Here is a 17,396-nt window from a genome sequence, read left to right as displayed (position 1 = left end):
CGACCGGGCCCCAACACACCCGGACCCGACACGGCCGGTGAAAACGACGTTGGTGCAGCGCCTCCGGGTTGGACACCACCGCCGCGCTTCTTCGCCTTGAGACTCGGGAAGCGCCGCTTTCGTTTCTGAACCGGCTCTACGGCGTCTGGCTGTGGCGGAACATCCAACGACTTGGGATCCTCAACGGCCAAACCGGCCAGCGCCCAGTCGCTCAGCGCACGATAGGAGTTAGGGTGGCTGACGAGCTCGTCAAGAACATCTCGATCCCGATGCTCACTGTCCGCAGCAATAGTCCACAGCTGCTGCGGAGTAAGATCGTTGTTGAGTCTCATAGTGAATGTCCTGTTCCGACTTTAGAGCTTGGGCTCTTCCAAGCCTGTTACCTTTCCATCACCCGATATGGGGAGCTCAGCTACCCACAAGCGGGTTCCTGACGACACCACTTCACTGCCATCGCCGTGAGGAATGTGCACCGTGTAAGTGACCATCACTCCCAGTTTCATGGTCCGGCCGTCATGCGATGTGACGCTGGCATCGCCAGTGGAGTCCACGGTGACACGCGCCCTATCGACGTTGCCATATAATTTTTCCCAGGCAGACTTCCGCTTCGCGACGTCATTAGAAAACTCACTTGACAATCGCTTGAACCGCTCTTGTTCCGTCTCCGACTGCGACCACTGAGCTGCAGCTTTCACGGCTCTCACTGCGCGTTCCTTCTGAGCCGACGTCGGCCGAAACGATGAGGCATAGCCATCCACCTGAGACGGCAAAGATGTCGCAGAATGAGACGGGGTTGCCTCCGATGACGGCACCAGCGACGTTGCAGCCGAACTTGCCTTCGCCTCAGACCCACTTCTATGGGACGCCGACCACATAATCACCCCTATGAAAGCACCAACTAACGCAAGCGGTACCGCAATAATCATTGCGACGAGACGCTTCTGTCGACGATCCATGATGAATCACCTTCTCAGTACCAGTGCGGACTGCGTTGCTGCCACAGCGTCCACGCTGCGCAGGGAGAGCCATAGTCGGGTCGATCTTTGATGTACTTCAAACCCCACCTGATCTGAGTCTGTGGATTGGTGGCCCAGTCTGCACCTTCGGACGCCATCTTCTCTCCAGGTAAAGCCTGTGGAATACCATATGCATCAGACGTCGGATTATCGGCAGTATAATTCCATCCAGATTCGTGGTTCCACAGCTCGACCAAGCAGGCGAACTGATTGTCATCCCAGCCATAAGCCTTCATTTGCGTCTTGGCGTACGCCTGAGCGTCACCGGCGCTAGTACCAGCCGCCGCGTAGTTCGCATTATCGACTGTTGTCACACCATTTTCGGTTTTGATTTTCAGCTTGGAGTTGGGGTTGTGCTTGATAACCGCCTGCCCGGACGACACCAACTGCTTCACCATGTCTGGCGTGTAGTTCTCTAGAAAATACTCTGCGTCGCCATAGTTTTCCGTCACCATGCTACCGTCCGCCCCGACCTGACCCACGTATGCAACATGCCCGAAGCTTGCATTCCAACGGCCTCCCTGAGCGCCAGGCTGGAAGGAAATAATGTCCCCCGGAGTAGGTGTACTCACCTTTTCCCACCCCGGAAGAGCAGAGTCATTCCCCCACTGATATCCATGGCCCCCAGCAGGAGTTGTATTACTGTTCACATGCTTCCAAGGGCTCTTCGTCACCCCGTCGTCACGATTGACTCGCCAGATTGCAAAGTCCGTGCAGTTCCCATAGAAATATCCTGTATCCGGATTGGCCGACGACGAGCCCATACCTTTGTATGGATAGTCATCACCCATTCCGGCCGCAACTACCCCTGCAGCGCCCCCCTTTGCCTTCTGTTCCTCCTCGTAGCCGCCGAGCCACGAGGGAAGAAAAGAAAGCACAATGGCTACCACGACAATTACGGCGATGATGGGTATCATGAAAATAAGCAGCGCCGTCATTTTAACAGCAATTATCGCAACAATCCTTGCGATCAGCTGCGTCACCGCTCTGGACGCCGCAGCAGCTGCCCTGTTGACGGCTTTTGCGGCAACCTTGCCATTAACCTTGGCAATCTTCTTTTTGGCCGCTTTGACCGAGTTCTTGAGTCCAGCCTTTCGAACGCGCGCCGTAAGTCGTGCTGCATTCTGGACCTGGTTCGATGTAATACGGGCGACTCTCGGTGCAACCTCGATAGATTTTTTTACAGCACGCTTCCCGACACGATAACTACTGCGCGCAACTCTCGGCGTTCTAAGTGCTGCATTGATCGCTTTCTGCTTGACGATACCGCCACCAGCATCAGCCATTGACGCATCGCTACCGAACGGAGCAGTAACGCTATGAACCTGCTCAAAGGCCTTCTTGGCGATTATTGGAGACTTGACTGCAATCTTAGTTCCACTACGTAAGGAACTACGAACTTCATCGCCAAATTTCTTAGGACCGCGCTTAGGAGATGGGTTTCTTGCTCCCTTGTTCTGAGGAGCACCTTTCTTCCTATCGCTTCCCGAATGCTTGCCGTCGCCCCCGCTACCGGGCGCGCCATCTTTAGGGCTCTTCCCCGTGCCTCCGTCGCCGGAAGTGGCCCTGGCCTCCCTGGGTGCTGATGTTAAAGCACTCGAACCGCGCGATTCAACATTAACGCTTGAGAACTTGTCGCCGGTGAGGGACTGAGCGTCTCGATTACGAAGGTCAACCCGGATGTCGCCCATGGACCTACGCTCCTTCACCAAACTTAGTTGTGTATAGCTGGTACAACTTAGAGCTTGTCGGCATCCTCGAATCAAAAGGTACCATCGCTGGCCCCATCTTCAAGAGTCCACATCCTGGCGGGACGTTCTGGAAATAGGAGCGATGCTTATCAGACCAGTTGAAAAGGTCCTGTAGAGTCTGCGCATCCGTAGGAGTCTGGTTCAGGAGTACTAGGATATCTGAGTTGGCGAGCATCAAACGGGCGCGTTCACTGATGAGAAGCTCTTCAATGTTCTGCGTCAGGCCGGTTGGCAAAAGACCATACTTACGGGCACGCTTGTAGATCATCTGACAGTACGCGCCAGCATAGTCGTTACTGAACAGAAGGTGGAACTCGTCCAGGTACAACCAGGTCCGCTTACCCTTGGCGCGGTTGATCTGGGCCTGTGCCCAAATTTGCTCCAGCACCACAAGCATACCGAACGTCTTCATGTCCGATCCGAGCTTAGAGATGTCATAGATCATCGCACGGTTCGACGTGTCCACATTGGTTTGCTGCGAGAAGCCCGAGAACGATCCCGCTGCGTAGAGCTCAAGGGCAGTTGCGACCGCCCTCGCCTCCTCCTCTGGCTGGCGCCTCAGTTCGTCGAACAGGTTGAGCAGAGTTGGCGGAGCCATTCTCTTGTCCTGGAAGAACTGCCCATATATACGCGTCACACAGCGGTCGATAATTGAGCGCTGAGGTGCACTCAGTCCATTTACTCCCCCAATAAGCACCTCACAGAGAGAAAGGATGAACTCCGCCTTCAACTTGACAGGGCTTCCATCATCTGCTGGCGCATCTCGGTCGATATGCAGCGGATTGATGCATGCTCGAGATCCTGCGCTGATCTCAACGGTCGTGGCACCGATGGCCTGCCCGAGAGGCGCATACTCATGCTCGGCGTCCACAATGATAAGATCATCGTTAGGACGTCCAAGGAAGACCTGCATGATCTCGCCTTTTCCGAACTGCGACTTTCCTGCACCACTCGTACCGAGGATGAAGGAGTTTCCATTCATCGTGGACGTGCGTGATCCCACCACGAGGTTCTGGCTAATGGCGTTCACTCCGTAGAAGAGGCCACCCTTGTGCAGCAGCTCCTGCGTTGTGAACGGGACAATAACAGCAACCGCCGCTGTTGTCAGTGTCCTGTAAATGGGTAGACGAGACACACCAAGCGGAAGCACGGCGTTCAAACCATCCTCTTGCATCCACTTCAATGTCTCAAAGGGACAAGAGTGCTTACGCCCGGCGACTCGCACTTTTTCAACAGCCTCAGCAAGCGCGTCCTTGGTCGCGCCGGCAACCCCTACGACAATGGTGGTCGTGAACAACTTTTCATTACTCGACTCAAGCTGATCACGCAAATCGACAGCCTCTTGATGCGAAGCCACCAGCTCGTGAGGAATCGACTCCTCACCGTTGCCCTGTTTCCGGGCCTTCCGCAACTCGTTGGAACGCTGCATGTCCATTTCCGCGATCTGCCGCTTGACCAGATCCAGACCTTCTGCGTGGTCCAGAGGCCGGAAATGCACCGAGATCGCCAGCTCCGAGTTGATCTCAGAAAGCTCCTTCATGAGACGATCAGACAGCCACGAGGGCAGATCACGGAGACACAGTACCTGATAGTATGAGTCTTTCTCTCCGGTGAAACAGATCGAGTTACCATCACCGGAGAAATCGATCGCCCACGGTGAGACGATGTCCTTCGTCGTAAGGTTAGTGCCAATTAGATCGGTGTACTCGAAACGAAACGGTTCTCCCGGTCTTAGAATGTCATGCAGAATCCGGATCCGGTCTTCACCGGAGACTCGTTCTGCACGACACCCACCAACAGCTCGCAGTTGCGCAATCGCATCTGATGAAATCTGGGCCAGCTTGTTGGTGGCGTGATCGAAGTCATCAGCTTCAACGGTAATCGTGACATACTTTTCCGTCACAGTGTTGTTGCGGCCGGATGCCAGCCTCGCGTTAATCAGGTCATTGTATTCCCATCGATAGGCATCCAACCCATCACCGCGAGGAGCGAACTCGACACTCTGCGCCAGCTCAGCTTTATTAAGATGACGATTCATGACCGTCAGCTGGATGCTCTGCCCGGCATCAAAAGAGTTGACGAACTGGGCGTACGACTCCACCAAGGAAGCTTGCTCTTCTTCCGGAGCCAGCTGATAGTCGATATCCGCCAGCTTCAGCGACACAGAGTACTGGTTTCCTCCCAGCGAGCAGACACCGTTCTCGACCATCGCTTCATACTGAATAGCAGCCTGAGCGGTGTTCCTTTTACGGCGAGGAACATCATTTTTCTCGCGGCGCTTTTTACCCTGCTTGCGAGCCTTCCGGTCAGATTTACCGCCATCCTCCACGTTCGAGCTCTTGGATGACTCGACGCTTTGGTGCTTTCGAGTTGCGAACAGCATTAGCTGACCTTTCTGCGGCTATTTCTGTCGACAGCACCGAGTCCTGGGCATACAGTCGCTTTTGGGGGTCCCACTTGTACCTCCAGAAATAACGCGCATACTTCTCAAAAGGCAGACCCTTGGGCCTCACCCAACCGACTGCCACAAAAGGCATGGTCAGGAGTGCGGCCATCCAGGACCCCAGATCGGACTGCCCCGCCCAGAAGCACAGAGCATACGTTCCGCCGACAACGATAATTCCTATTGCTGAGCATGCCATTTGTCGCCATGACATACCCATCATAACTTTCGCTTGGTAGGCAGTGATCTCCCGATATACCTTGATTTCAAGCGCCATTGTTTTTTGACGCTACAGCGCGATATTCGAGAAGAGCTGCGCAGCAGCCACAATCAGGCCGCCACCAACTGCCTGCCAAACACCAGACTGAATCTGCGGTCCCTGGTGGTCACGCAGTCCTCCCGCAAGGGTGATAACCCCCCAAACGGTCCACAGACCACCACCAATGGTGGCGAACTTCACGAAAAGGGTGAGAGCCTGACTCATCATATCCATGGGATGCTCCTATATATCCATGATGAAGGGGTAGGGGTGTTCTACCGGACACATTCGTCCGATGTCGCGTCTAGACCGATCGCCAGCACACGTATGCCAGCTCGTTATCTGACGGCGATTAGATTGTTGCAGACCCGAGACACCCTGTCCACCAAATCTTGGGATAGAGGTATCCACCTCTAAAACCGCACTAACCGTTGCGTATCTTCAAGATTCTGCTATGTGGTAGGAGCATGTTGGCGTATTTCACACTGCGTACCATAGGACTCGCTTGCGCTCCGCTCGTGCGGATCGCTAGAGTCCCGCTTGTGATGACTTCTCTGCCGCAGGCCCGCGCGATGATGGTGCGCACCCTTGGCGAGGGTCGAATGTGCATGTGCTGACAGCGCCAGCCGTCGCTGTCTGACACGTAACGGTGAGAGTCCGAGCCGCCCCGCACCGGCTCGTCGTACTCCGCGGAGGCCCACCGCCCCCGTGTTCATCCCTCCAGCAACCCGTCACCTTGGCCGGCCTGCGCGCCGGCCACCCCTGAGCACGACGTCGCTGCAGCGCAGCCTTGCGCTCGCGCGTCACTGCCGCCAGGGAACCTGAGAGGACCTTCCGCCATGCACGCTCACCTCATCCCCGTCTCCAGCTCTGCTGACTCCGCTTGTCCAGCCCGCCCTGACCTCCCGACCCCTCAGGAGCCTGCGGCCACCTCCTCCCCCGCAGCCGCCTTCACCTCGGCGGATCGCTCCGCCTTCTTCTCCACCGCCCCCGCCGTCGACCCGGCCGCTTTCGACGTCGTCCCCGACCGTCGCGGCACGGCCAGCCTCAAGTGGGACTCCGCCGTCGAGCGCGGCCGCCCCGAGGACGTCCTGCCCCTGTGGGTGGCGGACATGGACCACGCCACCGCGCCGGGGGTCACCAGCGCCCTGCTGTGGCGCACCCGCCACGGCATCTTCGGCTACTCCGAGCCCGACGACGCCTACCACTCGGCCCTGACCGGCTGGTTCTCCCGCCGCTACGGCTGGCAGGTGGAGGCCGAGTGGAACACCGTGACCCCCGGCGTCGTGCCGGCCCTGGCCCTGGCGGTGCGAGCCCTGACCGCGCCGGGCGAGGCGGTCCTCATCGAGGAGCCCGTCTACTACCCCTTCCGCGAGGTCATCGAGGACAACGGGCGTACCGTCGCCGCCGTCCCCCTGGTACGTGACGCCGACGGCGTCTACCGCCGCGACCTGGCCGCCCTGGAGTCCACCATCGAGGCTACCGGTGCGCGCCTGCTGCTCCTGTGCAACCCGCACAACCCGGTGGGCCGGGTCTGGAGCCGGGAGGAGCTCGCCGCACTGGAGGAGGTCACCACCCGCCACTGCGTCGTCGTCGTGGCCGACGAGATCCACGCCGACCTGGCCCTGCCGGGCTTCGCGACGACGCCCTTCGCCTCCCTGGGCGAGACGGCCGCCGCCCGCACGATCACCTGCACCTCGCCGTCGAAGTCCTTCAACCTGGCCGGTCTGCAGGTCGCCAACATCCTCATCGCCGACGCCCGCCTGCGCGAGGCCTTCCGCCGCGAGCTGGCCACCACCGGCTACTCCCAGCCCAACGTCCTGGGCCTGACGGCCTGCCGGGCCGCCTACGAGGGCGGGGACGCCTGGCTCGACGCCCTGCGCGAGCACATCGCGGCCGCCCGGGCCCACGTCGAGGCGCGCCTGGAGCGCATCGAGGGAATCGAGGCCGCCCCCTGCGAGGGCACCTACCTGCTGTGGCTGGACTGCTCAGGATTCCTTCAGGCCACCGGCCTCGAGCCCGATCAGCTCGACGAGGTCATGCTGAACGAGGCCGGGCTCTGGCTCGACGACGGCCGGATCTTCGGGGCCGGCGGTGAGGGCTTCACCCGCATCAATGTCGCCTGCCCCCGCGTCACCCTCGACGCCGCCCTGGACCGGTTGGAGGCGGCCGTGGCCGCCGTGACCGCCCGCGCCGCCGAGCAGGCCGGGCAGGGCCCCGTCGCCCTGTCCGCCTGAGCCGGTTCGCCCGGGTCGCACCAAGCGTGCCGGCCCGCAGGCGTCCGGTCACCGGTCATCACCCGCGCCGTCGTCGACCGTCAGTCACCATGTCTTCCCGCCACTGCCCCGCCCATGAGGAGAAACTACTCATGACCAGCCCGTCCACTCCTCGGCCCGCCGCTCACCCCGGGTGTTCCCAGCCGCCGGCCGCCCGCACCTTCCCCGTCCACCACCACCCGACGTCGTCGGTCCCGGACCCGCAGCTCCGCCTGGAGACGCTGCTGGTGCGCTCGGGCACCGGGACCGACCCGGCCACGGGTGCGATCACGACGCCGATCCACCTGTCGACCGCCTACGGGCACCCGGGCCTGGGCGAGTCGACGGGCTATGACTACACGCGCACGGCCAGCCCCACCCGCGACGTCCTCCAGGACGCCCTGGCCCGCCTGGAGGGCGGGACGGCGGCCTTCGCCCTGTCCTCGGGGATGGCGGCCCTGGAGCTGGTGACCCGCACGCTGGCGCCCCACGGCGGCCGGATCGTGGCGCTGCGCGACCTGTACGGGGGCTCCTTCCGCTTCCTGGAGGTCCTGGCCGAGGAGGGGGCGGCCGACGTCGACTTCGTCCTGGGGATCAAGGGCCTGCGCAAGGCACTGGCAACCCCGGCCGACCTGGTCATCATCGAGACCCCCACGAACCCGATGATGGAGGAGATCGCGATCCCCGAGGCGGCCGAGCTGGCCCACGCGGCCGGGGCGAGACTGGTCGTGGACAACACCTTCTACACCCCGGTGGTGCAGCGGCCCCTGGAGCTGGGGGCCGACGTCGTCGTCCACTCGGGCACGAAGTACCTGGGCGGGCACAACGACGTCATGGCGGGCGTGGCCGTGGTGGCCGACGACGCCCTGGCCGAGCGGCTGAACTACCGGCTCAACACGACCGGGGCGACGCTGGGTCCCTTCGACTGCTTCCTGCTGCTGCGCGGGCTCAAGACCCTGGCGCTGCGCATGGAGCGCCACGAGGCCAACGCCACCGCGATCGCGCAGTTCCTGCGCTCCAGCCCGCACGTGACGCGAGTGCTCTACCCGGGGCACTCGGGCATGGTGAGCTTCGATCTGGCCGAGTCGGTGGACGTGGCCCGCTTCCTGGCCTCAGTGCGGGTGTTCACCTTCGCCGAGTCCCTGGGCGGCGTGGAGTCGCTAGTGACGTGCCCGTCGGTGCAGACGCACGCGGACGTGCCCGCCGAGGTGCGCGCCTCCTACGGGCTGACCGACCGACTCATGCGCCTGAGCGTCGGCATCGAGCACGTCGACGACCTCATCGCGGACCTGGCCCAGGCCTTCGAGGCAGCCAAGGTCTGAACCGGGGACTGGGCCGGAGCACCGAGGGCGGAAGGTGCCGGGTCTGGCAACCCCGACATCAATCAACCAGTCTTCCGTATGGTTCATATTCGACGAAGACATGAGAATCGTGGCCATGAGACGCCTACGAACATCCTCGCCACCCCAGACCACCTCACGACTGACCGTCCTCACCCTGCTCGGTGCGCTCACCGCCTGCAGCATGCTCGGCGCGAGTGCCACAGCCGTCGCGAGCCCGCCCACGCAGGGAGCCCAGCACGCCGTCGTGCTGGACAACAGCACGAACGCCAGCAGCACCCGCCCGTCCCAGACCACCGGCACTAACAGCTCCAACGGTTCATCGAACGGTTCTGGGGGGTCCAAAGGATCCAGCGGGTCCACGGGGGCCAAGGTCCCCAAGGGGCTGGAGTCCTTCTACCGTCAGGATCTCACCTGGACCGACTGCCCCGACGGCGTCACCGGCACCGCCTTCCAGTGCGCCACCGTGACCGTCCCCCTGGACTACGACCACCCGCAGGGGAAGACCATCACGGTGGCCCTCAAGAAGCTGCCCTCGACGAGCTCCTCCCCTCGCGGCTCGGTCTTCCTCAACCCCGGAGGCCCCGGGGGAAGCGGTATCTCCCTCATCAATGTCCAGGCCGGGCTCTACAAGAGCGGCGGCCTGTCGGGGGTGCTGGCGAACTACGACGTCATCGGCTTCGACCCGCGCGGCATCGGCCAGTCCACTCCCATCACCTGCTGGTCCCCCGACGACGTCCAGGCGATTGTGGCCGGCCGGGCCGAGGCGCCCTCCCAGCTGACGCCGGGCAGCGCCACCGACATCGTCGCGAAGGGATCACGCGAGGCCGCGGCCTGCCAGAAGTACACGGAGGTCCCCGAGATCCTCGACCACATGGACACCCGTTCGGTGGCCCGCGACATGGATGTCATGCGGGCCCTGGTGAAAGACCAGGACCTCAACTTCTTCGGGTACTCCTACGGCACCTACCTGGGCGCCGTGTACACCGAGCTCTTCCCCGACAACGTCGGGCGCGTCGTCCTGGACAGCGCCATGGACCCCGCCCTGTCCCGGCAGGAGGCCTTTGAGGGTGATGCGGCAGCCTGGGAGCAGACGCTGCGCACCTATATCGAGTCTCAGCAGGGCCAGGCCGGGTTCCCCCTGAGCGGCACGACCGATGAGGCCGTCTCCCGGCTCGCGACCTTCCTCGACGGCCTGGACGCCCATCCGCTGACCGTCTCCGACGGCGGAAAACCTCTGGACCGGGCCAAGGCCTCCATGGCGATCAGAACGCTCGTCGTCGCCTCACCCGACAACTGGCCGCTGCTCACCGAGGGACTGGCTCAGGCCATGAACGCGCACGACGGCACCACTCTGATGCGGAACGCCGAGTCCCTCTCGGGCGGCGGCGGGTCTCCTGGGACCGAGGAGCAGACCGTTGGGCTGCTCCAATCCGTGTACGCCTTCTCGGCCAACCGGTGCCTCGACTTCCCCGATACCGGGAACCAGGCGAGCTGGGATGCGGCACTGGCCTCCTACCGCCGCGACTACCCGGTCTTCCACACCCTGCTGCCCCAGCACGACGCCTACTGCCACGGCTGGGGGCACACCAGTAAGACCAAGCCCGTCGATGTCGACGTCGACGCCACGAACCCGGTGCTCGTCATCGGCATCCTGCACGACCCGACCACCCCCTACCCGTGGTCCAAGGCACTGGTGTCCAGGCTCCGCAACAGTCACCTACTGAGCGTCGACATGTACAGCCATGGCGCGACCGGCCCCAATTCCTGCACGACCGCGAAGGTGAACGACTACTTCGTCAAGGGCACGCTTCCCTTGGACGGTGAGGTCTGCGCGGCGAACCCGAAGCCCCAGGCCGGAAAGGAGACTCCGGCCGGAGTTGCGCGTGCAGCTGGACTTGAGCGTCCGTCCGGCTTTGAGGCCGGCTGACGCAGTAATTCGCGACCCGGTTGGGCCGCGCCGTCGGAGCCGGGGAGTACCAGAATTGGAAAACACCCCGGCTCCGACTATTCAGCCGATGACGGGGTGTTGGTGCGCCCGAAGGGATTCGAACCCCCAACCTTCTGATCCGTAGTCAGATGCTCTATCCGTTGAGCTACAGGCGCATGTCGTTGCCGACGGGTAGAACACTACTCAGCGTCCACCCAGGGGACAAATCCTATCCCCGTGAGGATGGGCACAGGGCCGCAAGTCCCCGCCGACGACGGGGTTTGCGGCCCTGTGCGCGCTGTTGCCGCTGGGCACTATCCGACGCTGGCGCTCTCGTTGAGAGTGAAGATCGAGTAGCCGAGCATGCCAAGCACGAAGACGAGGGCGATGCTTAGGACGATAATGATCACCATCCAGATGAGAGTGGCCTTGGCCCAGTTCCTCTTGCTGGCGGAGTGGCCGCTGCCGAAGGCGAGCATCAGCAGCCAGACGAGGTTGACGACGGGGATGGCCTTGAGGAACAGCGTCAGCATCCAGCTGCCGACGGAGTCCGCGCTCTCAAGCTCCTCGGATCGCGCCGCTGCCAGCGCTCCGCCTCCTGTCGACCGATCGAATGGTGAGCCCGCTGCAGGAGGAACCATGTCGGAGAAGGATGGGGCCTGCCCGGCTGCGGCGTCGGAGGAGGGGGCTGAGCCCCACTGGGGCGCCGAGCCCTGCGACGGGAAGGCTGAGGATGACGACGACACGGACGGAGCGACCGCCTGAGTCGCAGCGGGGACGAAGGCCTCCGCGGCCTGCTCGGCCTCGGCGCGCGCGGTCGCCGTGGGGAAGACCGAGGACATGCCAACCTCGCCCTCCTGACGGCCCCCACTGAAGGGGTGCGAGTGCGGGGCGGGCTGCTGGGCGAAGGACTGCTGGTCCTGCAGGCCCGCCGGCTGGGCCTGCGGCTGCCGCCCCGGCCAGTGCGGGGTCTCCCAACTCGCCTCACCGCCTGCAGTCGCACCGGCGGCGGGGGCCGAGGAGGTGCCCGGAGCCGAGGGGATGCCGGGGGCGGACTGGGCGAAGGGCGACGACGTGGCTGCGGCGCCGTCGTCGGCGGCTGCCCCACCCCAGGCGGGCTGGGTCGGCGGGTTGTAGGGCGCCGGCTGGGCGGCCCCGCTCTGCTGGCTGTAGGGGGTGGCTTGGATGTAGGGGTCGGCCGGCGCCGCACCGGGCTGAGCGGCACCGAAGCCGCCACCCCCGGCCGGGTCGGGCTGGCCGAACTGGGTCGGCGGGTTGTAGGGCGCCGGCTGGGCCGCCCCGCTCTGCTGGCTGTAGGGGGTGGCCTGGACGCAGGGGTCGGCCGGTGCCGCACCAGGCTGGGTGGCCGCCTGCGCGGCACCTGCGGAGAAGGTGCGCGTCTGCTCCTCAGGGGGCGGGCCGGTGGGCAGGTCGGGCCGCGCCGGACGCCACGATCCGGCCTGGGCGGCGGGAGCCGCACCAGGGACGGCGCCGGGGGCCTGCCCAGGGGCCTGCTGCTCGGCGCGCGCGGCGTCGAGCATGTCCTGGTTGATGAGGACGGTCCGGGCGTTGAACTCGTCGCCCTGATTGGGGCGGGGCGAGCCGGAGGTCGACGGCTGGGTTGCGTCGTGGTCAGACATGAGGTCCCTCTCAGTCGGGTACAGCATCACGCTATCCCGGATCTGCGCAGGAAGACACACAGGCACCCCGATCGGCCAGAGGCGAACGCGCCCCGACCGTAGAGCCGATTCACGGGCCCTGCCAGCCGTTGGGAAGTCTCCGGGACCACCGCAACGAGTGCTCCGACGACGAAACCCCGGCACGCTGCCGCGCACCGGGGCTCTCGCTGTGGCGGAGATGGGGAGATTCGAACTCCCGAGGGGCTTCCACCCCAACCTCCTTAGCAGGGAGGCGCACTAGGCCACTATGCGACATCTCCATTGCCTTCCCACGGCTCCGCCGCGGGACGCACGGGCAGCCTACCGGGAGGATGCCGCGTGAGCAAACCGCCGAAGGCATGGTGCCGTCGCCTCGAGACGAGGCAACGCCGCCGCCGGTCGCAAGGGTATCCTGCGCCCTCGCCCGCAGCCCGGGGTCTCCGGATTCGCGCTCCGGACGCCGGCGCCACCCGGGGCCATAATGTCTGTGGACGCACGTCGTGAGGCGACGTGGGCATGCCGAGAGAGCGTGTGCGGTGCACTGCGAGGAGGGGTGAGGATGACAGTGAGCGGGGAGGCGGGTGCGCGGGTCACGGAGTTCATCACCGAGCTGCGTCAGGCCCTGGAGGAGGCGGGCGATCCCGCCCGCGCCGAGCAGCAGCGGGCGTACCTGAAGTCCGAGATGGCGATGTACGGCGTCGGGGTCCCGGAAACGCGGCGCCTCGCGCAACGGATCGCCGCCGCCCATGGCGACCTGTGGACTGAGGCCGCCACCTGGGAGGCGGCGCTGCGGCGCCTGTGGGATGAGGCCACTCACCGCGAGGAGCGCAACGCGGCGCTGGCCGTCATCCGCGCCAAGCTGTCCGCGTCACATGCTGGACGCATGGAGTCCCTGGCGCTCTACGAGCATTTTCTGCGCACGGGACAGTGGTGGGATCTGGTCGATGAGACCTCCCACGCCGTCGGGCTGGTGGTGCGTGAGCATCCGGCTGCGGCGGCCCGCATGCGTGTGTGGGCCACCGACCCGGACATGTGGGTGCGGCGCAGCGCCATCCTCTGTCAGCTCCAGCACAAGACCGACACGGACCTCGACCTGCTCACCAACGTCATCGAGGCCAACCAGGAGGACCCGGAGTTCTTCATCCGCAAGGCCATCGGCTGGGCGCTGCGCGACTACGCGCGCACGGACGGCGACTGGGTGCGTGCCTTCGTCCAGGCGCATCCGGGCCTGTCCCCACTCAGCCGACGCGAGGCCCTCAAGCGCCTGTGAGGCCGGGGCCACGGCCTCCGACCGGGCATGCGACAGGACAAACTGACGGGGCCGCGCAGTGCTCTGCCGCTCCTCGCCGTCGGGGCACGTGCGAGCGTGCTGCCTCAGCCGCACGCCATCAGTTCCCATCGGCACGGTACCGCTCACGCATGCGGTCCACGTAGTCGAGGAGGTCCTGTCGCAGGCGCTTGGGGGTGATGACGCAGGCATCCGGACCGAGTCGAAGCAGAATCGTCATGGCATGCAGGTGATCCATGAATTCCAGCTGGAGACAGGTCCATCCATCATCTCCGGAAGGTTCGCCATCTGCATCGGTCGTCGCTGCGCGCAACGTCCACTCCTGCACATCGCTCCAACGCTCGTCCCGCACCCAGACAGTGGCTGTGATCGCCTCGAACCTTTCAAGAAACTCCTCACGCTGTTTCCGCCATGCCGCGGCCATATCGAAGCCGGAGTCGTCAGCACACTCCTCAGCGAGTACATCAGCCTCTTCGATCCGAGAGAGCCTGGTGAAGCGAACCTCGGTGCCGTGTGAGGCGCACAGGTACCAACTGCGACCAGCGGCAACTATTCCGTGCGGATCGACGACGTCCTGCGTCGTCGTCCTCGACTTGTGACGGAAGACCATACGCAGTCGATGGCGCGTCAAGACCGCTTCCTGAACAGCTTGGAAGACGGCGTCGGCCCGCTCGCTCTCGGGAAGGGGAAGCCACCCTTGAGGATCGACCACGACGCGCGAGGCAATGCCAATGGACCGGCTTCGATGGCTGTCGGGCACGGCGGCGAGCAGTTTGCGAGACGCGGAGGCGAGGGCGTCGCCAAGGCCCAGTGGCGCAGCACCCCAGCTGGTGAGACCTGCGAAGAGAGCCCGGCTCTCCTCACGGTTCAGTCCCGTCACATCAATGCGAAAGCCGGGGTCGATTCTCACTCCCCCATGAGGTCCTCGCTCGCACCATACGGGCACGCCCGCAGCCGACAGCGCCTCAACGTCCCGCAGCACGGTGCGCCGTGAGACCTCCAGCCGCTGAGCCAGATCCGAGGCGGACAGACGACCATGGGTACGCAGCAGCCAGATCATGGACAGCAAGCGGTCAGCACGCACCGGCTCATCCTCGCACGTACGTGACACAAGGTGGCACCAATGGTCTCTAACCTCGACGCCGTCCGCCCACCTCGTATACCCGTGAGAGTCTCAGGAGCATCACCATGACGACCTTCGTTCCCAACAGCGTCATCCTCTACGTCTCCGACGTCGAGGCGAGTACCACCTTCTACAGCCGGATTCTCGGTCATGAACCGATCAAGACCTATCCAGGATTCAGCGTCTTCGCATTGTCCGACGACGTCACTCTCGGCCTGCAGGCAGCCGACGAGATTGAACCCACTGCCGAGCCATACGTAGGCGGGACCGAACTGAGTCTCAGCGACGTCGAGCGTGCCGACGTCGATCGTCTTCACGCGCAATGGAAGAAGCTGGGCATTCCGATGGTTCTGGAGCCGACCGTCCTCGAATTCGGCTACACCTTTGTGGCAACAGACCCCGATGGGCACCGCCTGCGTGTGTGCACCACTGATACCTCGAGCTTCGTCTGACTCGAGACCCTCGGCACCCTGCCCGTCACCAGGTGCAGGCCTCGATGCATCTCGGCAGTACCCCAGCACCCAGTTCACGATGACGTAGGTCGGCAAGAAAATGGGCAGGCGGACATCTGCCTTCGCCTAACCGATCATCATCGAACCGCGGAATATGACCTCAAGGTAGTCACGCTGGGCCTGATCGGGAACGTACTTCCCCCACGAGGACTGCGCTTTCCCGCAGATGACTGGGGTACGACCTCAGTCATCTGCGGGAAAGGTACGTTCCGGACGGGAAACGCAGTCCCCGATTCAGTCGGCCAGCCTCCCCCGGCGGATGAGTCTCTTCGTGTAGCGACAGTCCCTGCGAGGCTTGCCTGGCTGGTGGTGCGGGTTGAGGCCGGAGTGAAAGGGCCGCGTGAAACCCGGATTCTCGACCAGGATTCACCAGGAGGCACTCCCACAACGCCCGGTGACCGGCCTGCCATGTCCCGGCCGGCTACTCCACGAGCCTCGGGCGGTACTGGCCGGGGGATGTGCGTACTGCACGAACCCCCGCACCCCGCGGAGTACACCCACCCTTCGTTCAGTAGCTCCCGACCCTCGTGCATTGCGTCAGGGTGAGGCCGGGACCCCAGTGGGTGACCGCGCCCGAGCACGAACAAACCCCCGGCAGCGCTTCAGCTACCGAGGGTTCGAGTGAGCGGGATATGGCGGAGATCTTGCAGGCCTACTCCAGATACGGCTACACGCTGGTGGCGACCCGACGCGCGTTGGAGGCGGCGATGGCTGGAGGTAGGCAGGCCGAGCAGCGGACAGACCTCAAGCAGCGCAGCCTCCTGGTGCGGTTCGGGCGGCGAGGCATCGAGCAGATGGTGGCCGACCACCTCGACCGCGGGCTGACCTACACGGAGATCGCCAAGAAGTACGATGTGGCACTGAGCACAGCCAGCAAGTACATCCAGCAGGCCAAACGGCAGCGAGCGAAGGCGCTGATATAGTTTCGACGTCAATGACGGCTTGTCAGGTCACGACCAGCAGGGTATACAAAGGTATCCGATGAGTTCGTTCGGCTTCCAGGCAGCATCGCAGGGCCGTAGTCCTTCACCCACTCACCGCCCAGGACACCCCAGCACCCCAACTTCCAAACAACTTTTAACATAGTTCATAATTGTTAGATCGCATCAAATTAACTCGACTTACCATCTCATTTTTATGAGAAAGCATCTCGGCGATTTCGAAGGCGACTTCGAGTGACTGCTGGTGGTTGAGGCGCGGGTCGACGAGGGTCTCGTAGTGCTCGGCCAGGCCTGCCTCGTCGATGTGCTCGCCGCCGCCGAGGACCTCGGTGACGTCGTCGCCGGTGAGCTCGACGTGGATGCCGCCCGGGGCAGTGCCCAGGGATCGGTGCACCTCGAAAAAGCCACGGATCTCGTCGAGGATCGTCTCGAAGCGGCGGGTCTTGTAGCCGTTGTCCGAGGTGATGGTGTTGCCGTGCATGGGGTCGGTGATCCAGGTGACGGGGCGTCCGTCGGCGCGCACCGCCTCCACCAGCGGCGGCAGGGCCTCGCGGATGCGGTCGGCGCCCATGCGGGTGATGAGGGACAGGCGTCCGGGGAGGCCTTCGGGGTTGAGACGGTCCATGAGCCGGGCGATGTCGTCGGGGGACGTGGTGGGGCCGACCTTGACGCCGACGGGGTTGTGGACGCCGGCGAGGATAGCGACGTGGGCGCCGTCGGCCTCGCGGGTGCGCTCCCCCACCCAGAGCATGTGGGCGGAGGTGTCGTAGAGGCGCCCGGTGCGGGAGTCCTCGCGGATCATGGCGTCCTCGTACTCCAGGAGGAGGGCCTCGTGGGCGGCGTAGAAGTCGACCTGGCGCAGGGCCTCGAAGTCCACGCC

Annotated in this window: 14 protein-coding genes and 2 tRNA genes; 6 read left to right on the top strand and 10 right to left on the bottom strand. The window is 63.8% G+C overall.

What is annotated here, in order from left to right:
* The 5 genes from RIV14_RS12505 to RIV14_RS12490 all read right to left on the bottom strand — a co-directional run.
* A partial coding sequence (locus RIV14_RS12505) for a hypothetical protein (RefSeq protein WP_309325208.1) occupies positions 1–332 on the bottom strand: 332 nt, incomplete at its 3' end.
* A 638-nt stretch (positions 333–970) separates the two neighbouring features.
* On the bottom strand, positions 971–2,707 hold the full coding sequence (locus tag RIV14_RS12500; protein WP_081381905.1) for a CHAP domain-containing protein: 1,737 nt from the start codon (positions 2,705–2,707) through the stop codon (positions 971–973).
* A 4-nt stretch (positions 2,708–2,711) separates the two neighbouring features.
* Positions 2,712–5,150, bottom strand: coding sequence for a VirB4-like conjugal transfer ATPase, CD1110 family (locus tag RIV14_RS12495; protein ID WP_256697191.1), 2,439 nt, complete (start codon positions 5,148–5,150; stop codon positions 2,712–2,714).
* Positions 5,080–5,424 (bottom strand): PrgI family protein, encoded by a 345-nt coding sequence (locus RIV14_RS13815; RefSeq protein WP_416232582.1) that lies wholly within the window; start codon positions 5,422–5,424, stop codon positions 5,080–5,082. The genes RIV14_RS12495 and RIV14_RS13815 overlap by 71 nt, the downstream gene beginning before the upstream one ends.
* Positions 5,425–5,499: 75 nt before the next feature.
* On the bottom strand, positions 5,500–5,703 hold the full coding sequence (locus tag RIV14_RS12490) for a hypothetical protein (RefSeq protein WP_075373612.1): 204 nt from the start codon (positions 5,701–5,703) through the stop codon (positions 5,500–5,502).
* 605 nt (positions 5,704–6,308) lie between these two features.
* Here RIV14_RS12490 and RIV14_RS12485 point away from each other — a divergent pair.
* From RIV14_RS12485 to RIV14_RS12475, 3 genes are all read left to right on the top strand, one after another.
* Complete coding sequence (locus RIV14_RS12485) at positions 6,309–7,706, top strand: MalY/PatB family protein (RefSeq protein WP_075373611.1); 1,398 nt, start codon at positions 6,309–6,311, stop codon at positions 7,704–7,706.
* 131 nt (positions 7,707–7,837) lie between these two features.
* Positions 7,838–9,046: a PLP-dependent transferase gene (locus tag RIV14_RS12480; RefSeq protein ID WP_075373610.1), complete on the top strand. Its 1,209-nt coding sequence runs from the start codon at positions 7,838–7,840 to the stop codon at positions 9,044–9,046.
* A 115-nt stretch (positions 9,047–9,161) separates the two neighbouring features.
* Positions 9,162–10,994 carry an alpha/beta hydrolase gene (locus RIV14_RS12475; protein WP_075373616.1) on the top strand — a complete coding sequence of 611 codons (1,833 nt, stop codon included), beginning with the start codon at positions 9,162–9,164 and terminating at the stop codon, positions 10,992–10,994.
* Between the two features lie 100 nt (positions 10,995–11,094).
* On the opposite strand, the gene RIV14_RS12470 is transcribed toward RIV14_RS12475, so the two are convergent.
* From RIV14_RS12470 to RIV14_RS12460, 3 genes are all read right to left on the bottom strand, one after another.
* Positions 11,095–11,170 (bottom strand) — tRNA-Arg (locus RIV14_RS12470).
* Between the two features lie 138 nt (positions 11,171–11,308).
* Positions 11,309–12,634 carry a hypothetical protein gene (locus tag RIV14_RS12465; RefSeq protein ID WP_256699390.1) on the bottom strand — a complete coding sequence of 442 codons (1,326 nt, stop codon included), beginning with the start codon at positions 12,632–12,634 and terminating at the stop codon, positions 11,309–11,311.
* 209 nt (positions 12,635–12,843) lie between these two features.
* Positions 12,844–12,933 (bottom strand) — tRNA-Ser (locus RIV14_RS12460).
* Positions 12,934–13,211: 278 nt separating this feature from the next.
* On the opposite strand from RIV14_RS12460, the gene RIV14_RS12455 reads away from it, so the two are divergent.
* The gene (locus RIV14_RS12455) at positions 13,212–13,922 is read left to right on the top strand and encodes a DNA alkylation repair protein (protein ID WP_075373608.1); all 711 of its coding nucleotides are present in this window, start codon (positions 13,212–13,214) and stop codon (positions 13,920–13,922) included.
* 118 nt (positions 13,923–14,040) lie between these two features.
* Here RIV14_RS12455 and RIV14_RS12450 read toward each other — a convergent pair whose 3' ends face one another.
* Positions 14,041–15,024, bottom strand: coding sequence for a helix-turn-helix transcriptional regulator (locus tag RIV14_RS12450; RefSeq protein WP_075373607.1), 984 nt, complete (start codon positions 15,022–15,024; stop codon positions 14,041–14,043).
* Between the two features lie 104 nt (positions 15,025–15,128).
* Between RIV14_RS12450 and RIV14_RS12445 the strand changes: the two genes are divergently transcribed.
* Both RIV14_RS12445 and RIV14_RS12440 read left to right on the top strand, forming a co-directional pair.
* Complete coding sequence (locus RIV14_RS12445) at positions 15,129–15,515, top strand: VOC family protein (RefSeq protein ID WP_075373606.1); 387 nt, start codon at positions 15,129–15,131, stop codon at positions 15,513–15,515.
* A 692-nt stretch (positions 15,516–16,207) separates the two neighbouring features.
* On the top strand, positions 16,208–16,498 hold the full coding sequence (locus RIV14_RS12440; protein ID WP_075373605.1) for a hypothetical protein: 291 nt from the start codon (positions 16,208–16,210) through the stop codon (positions 16,496–16,498).
* A 154-nt stretch (positions 16,499–16,652) separates the two neighbouring features.
* Here RIV14_RS12440 and RIV14_RS12435 read toward each other — a convergent pair.
* Positions 16,653–17,396 (bottom strand): 3-deoxy-7-phosphoheptulonate synthase (locus RIV14_RS12435; protein ID WP_309325207.1); only part of this gene is annotated, 744 nt, incomplete at its 5' end.

This window comes from Actinomyces acetigenes (assembly GCF_031296635.1).
GTDB lineage: Bacteria > Actinomycetota > Actinomycetes > Actinomycetales > Actinomycetaceae > Actinomyces > Actinomyces acetigenes.
The sequence above is the reverse complement of the archived record's forward strand: the minus strand, read 5'-3'. Positions and strand labels throughout refer to the sequence as shown.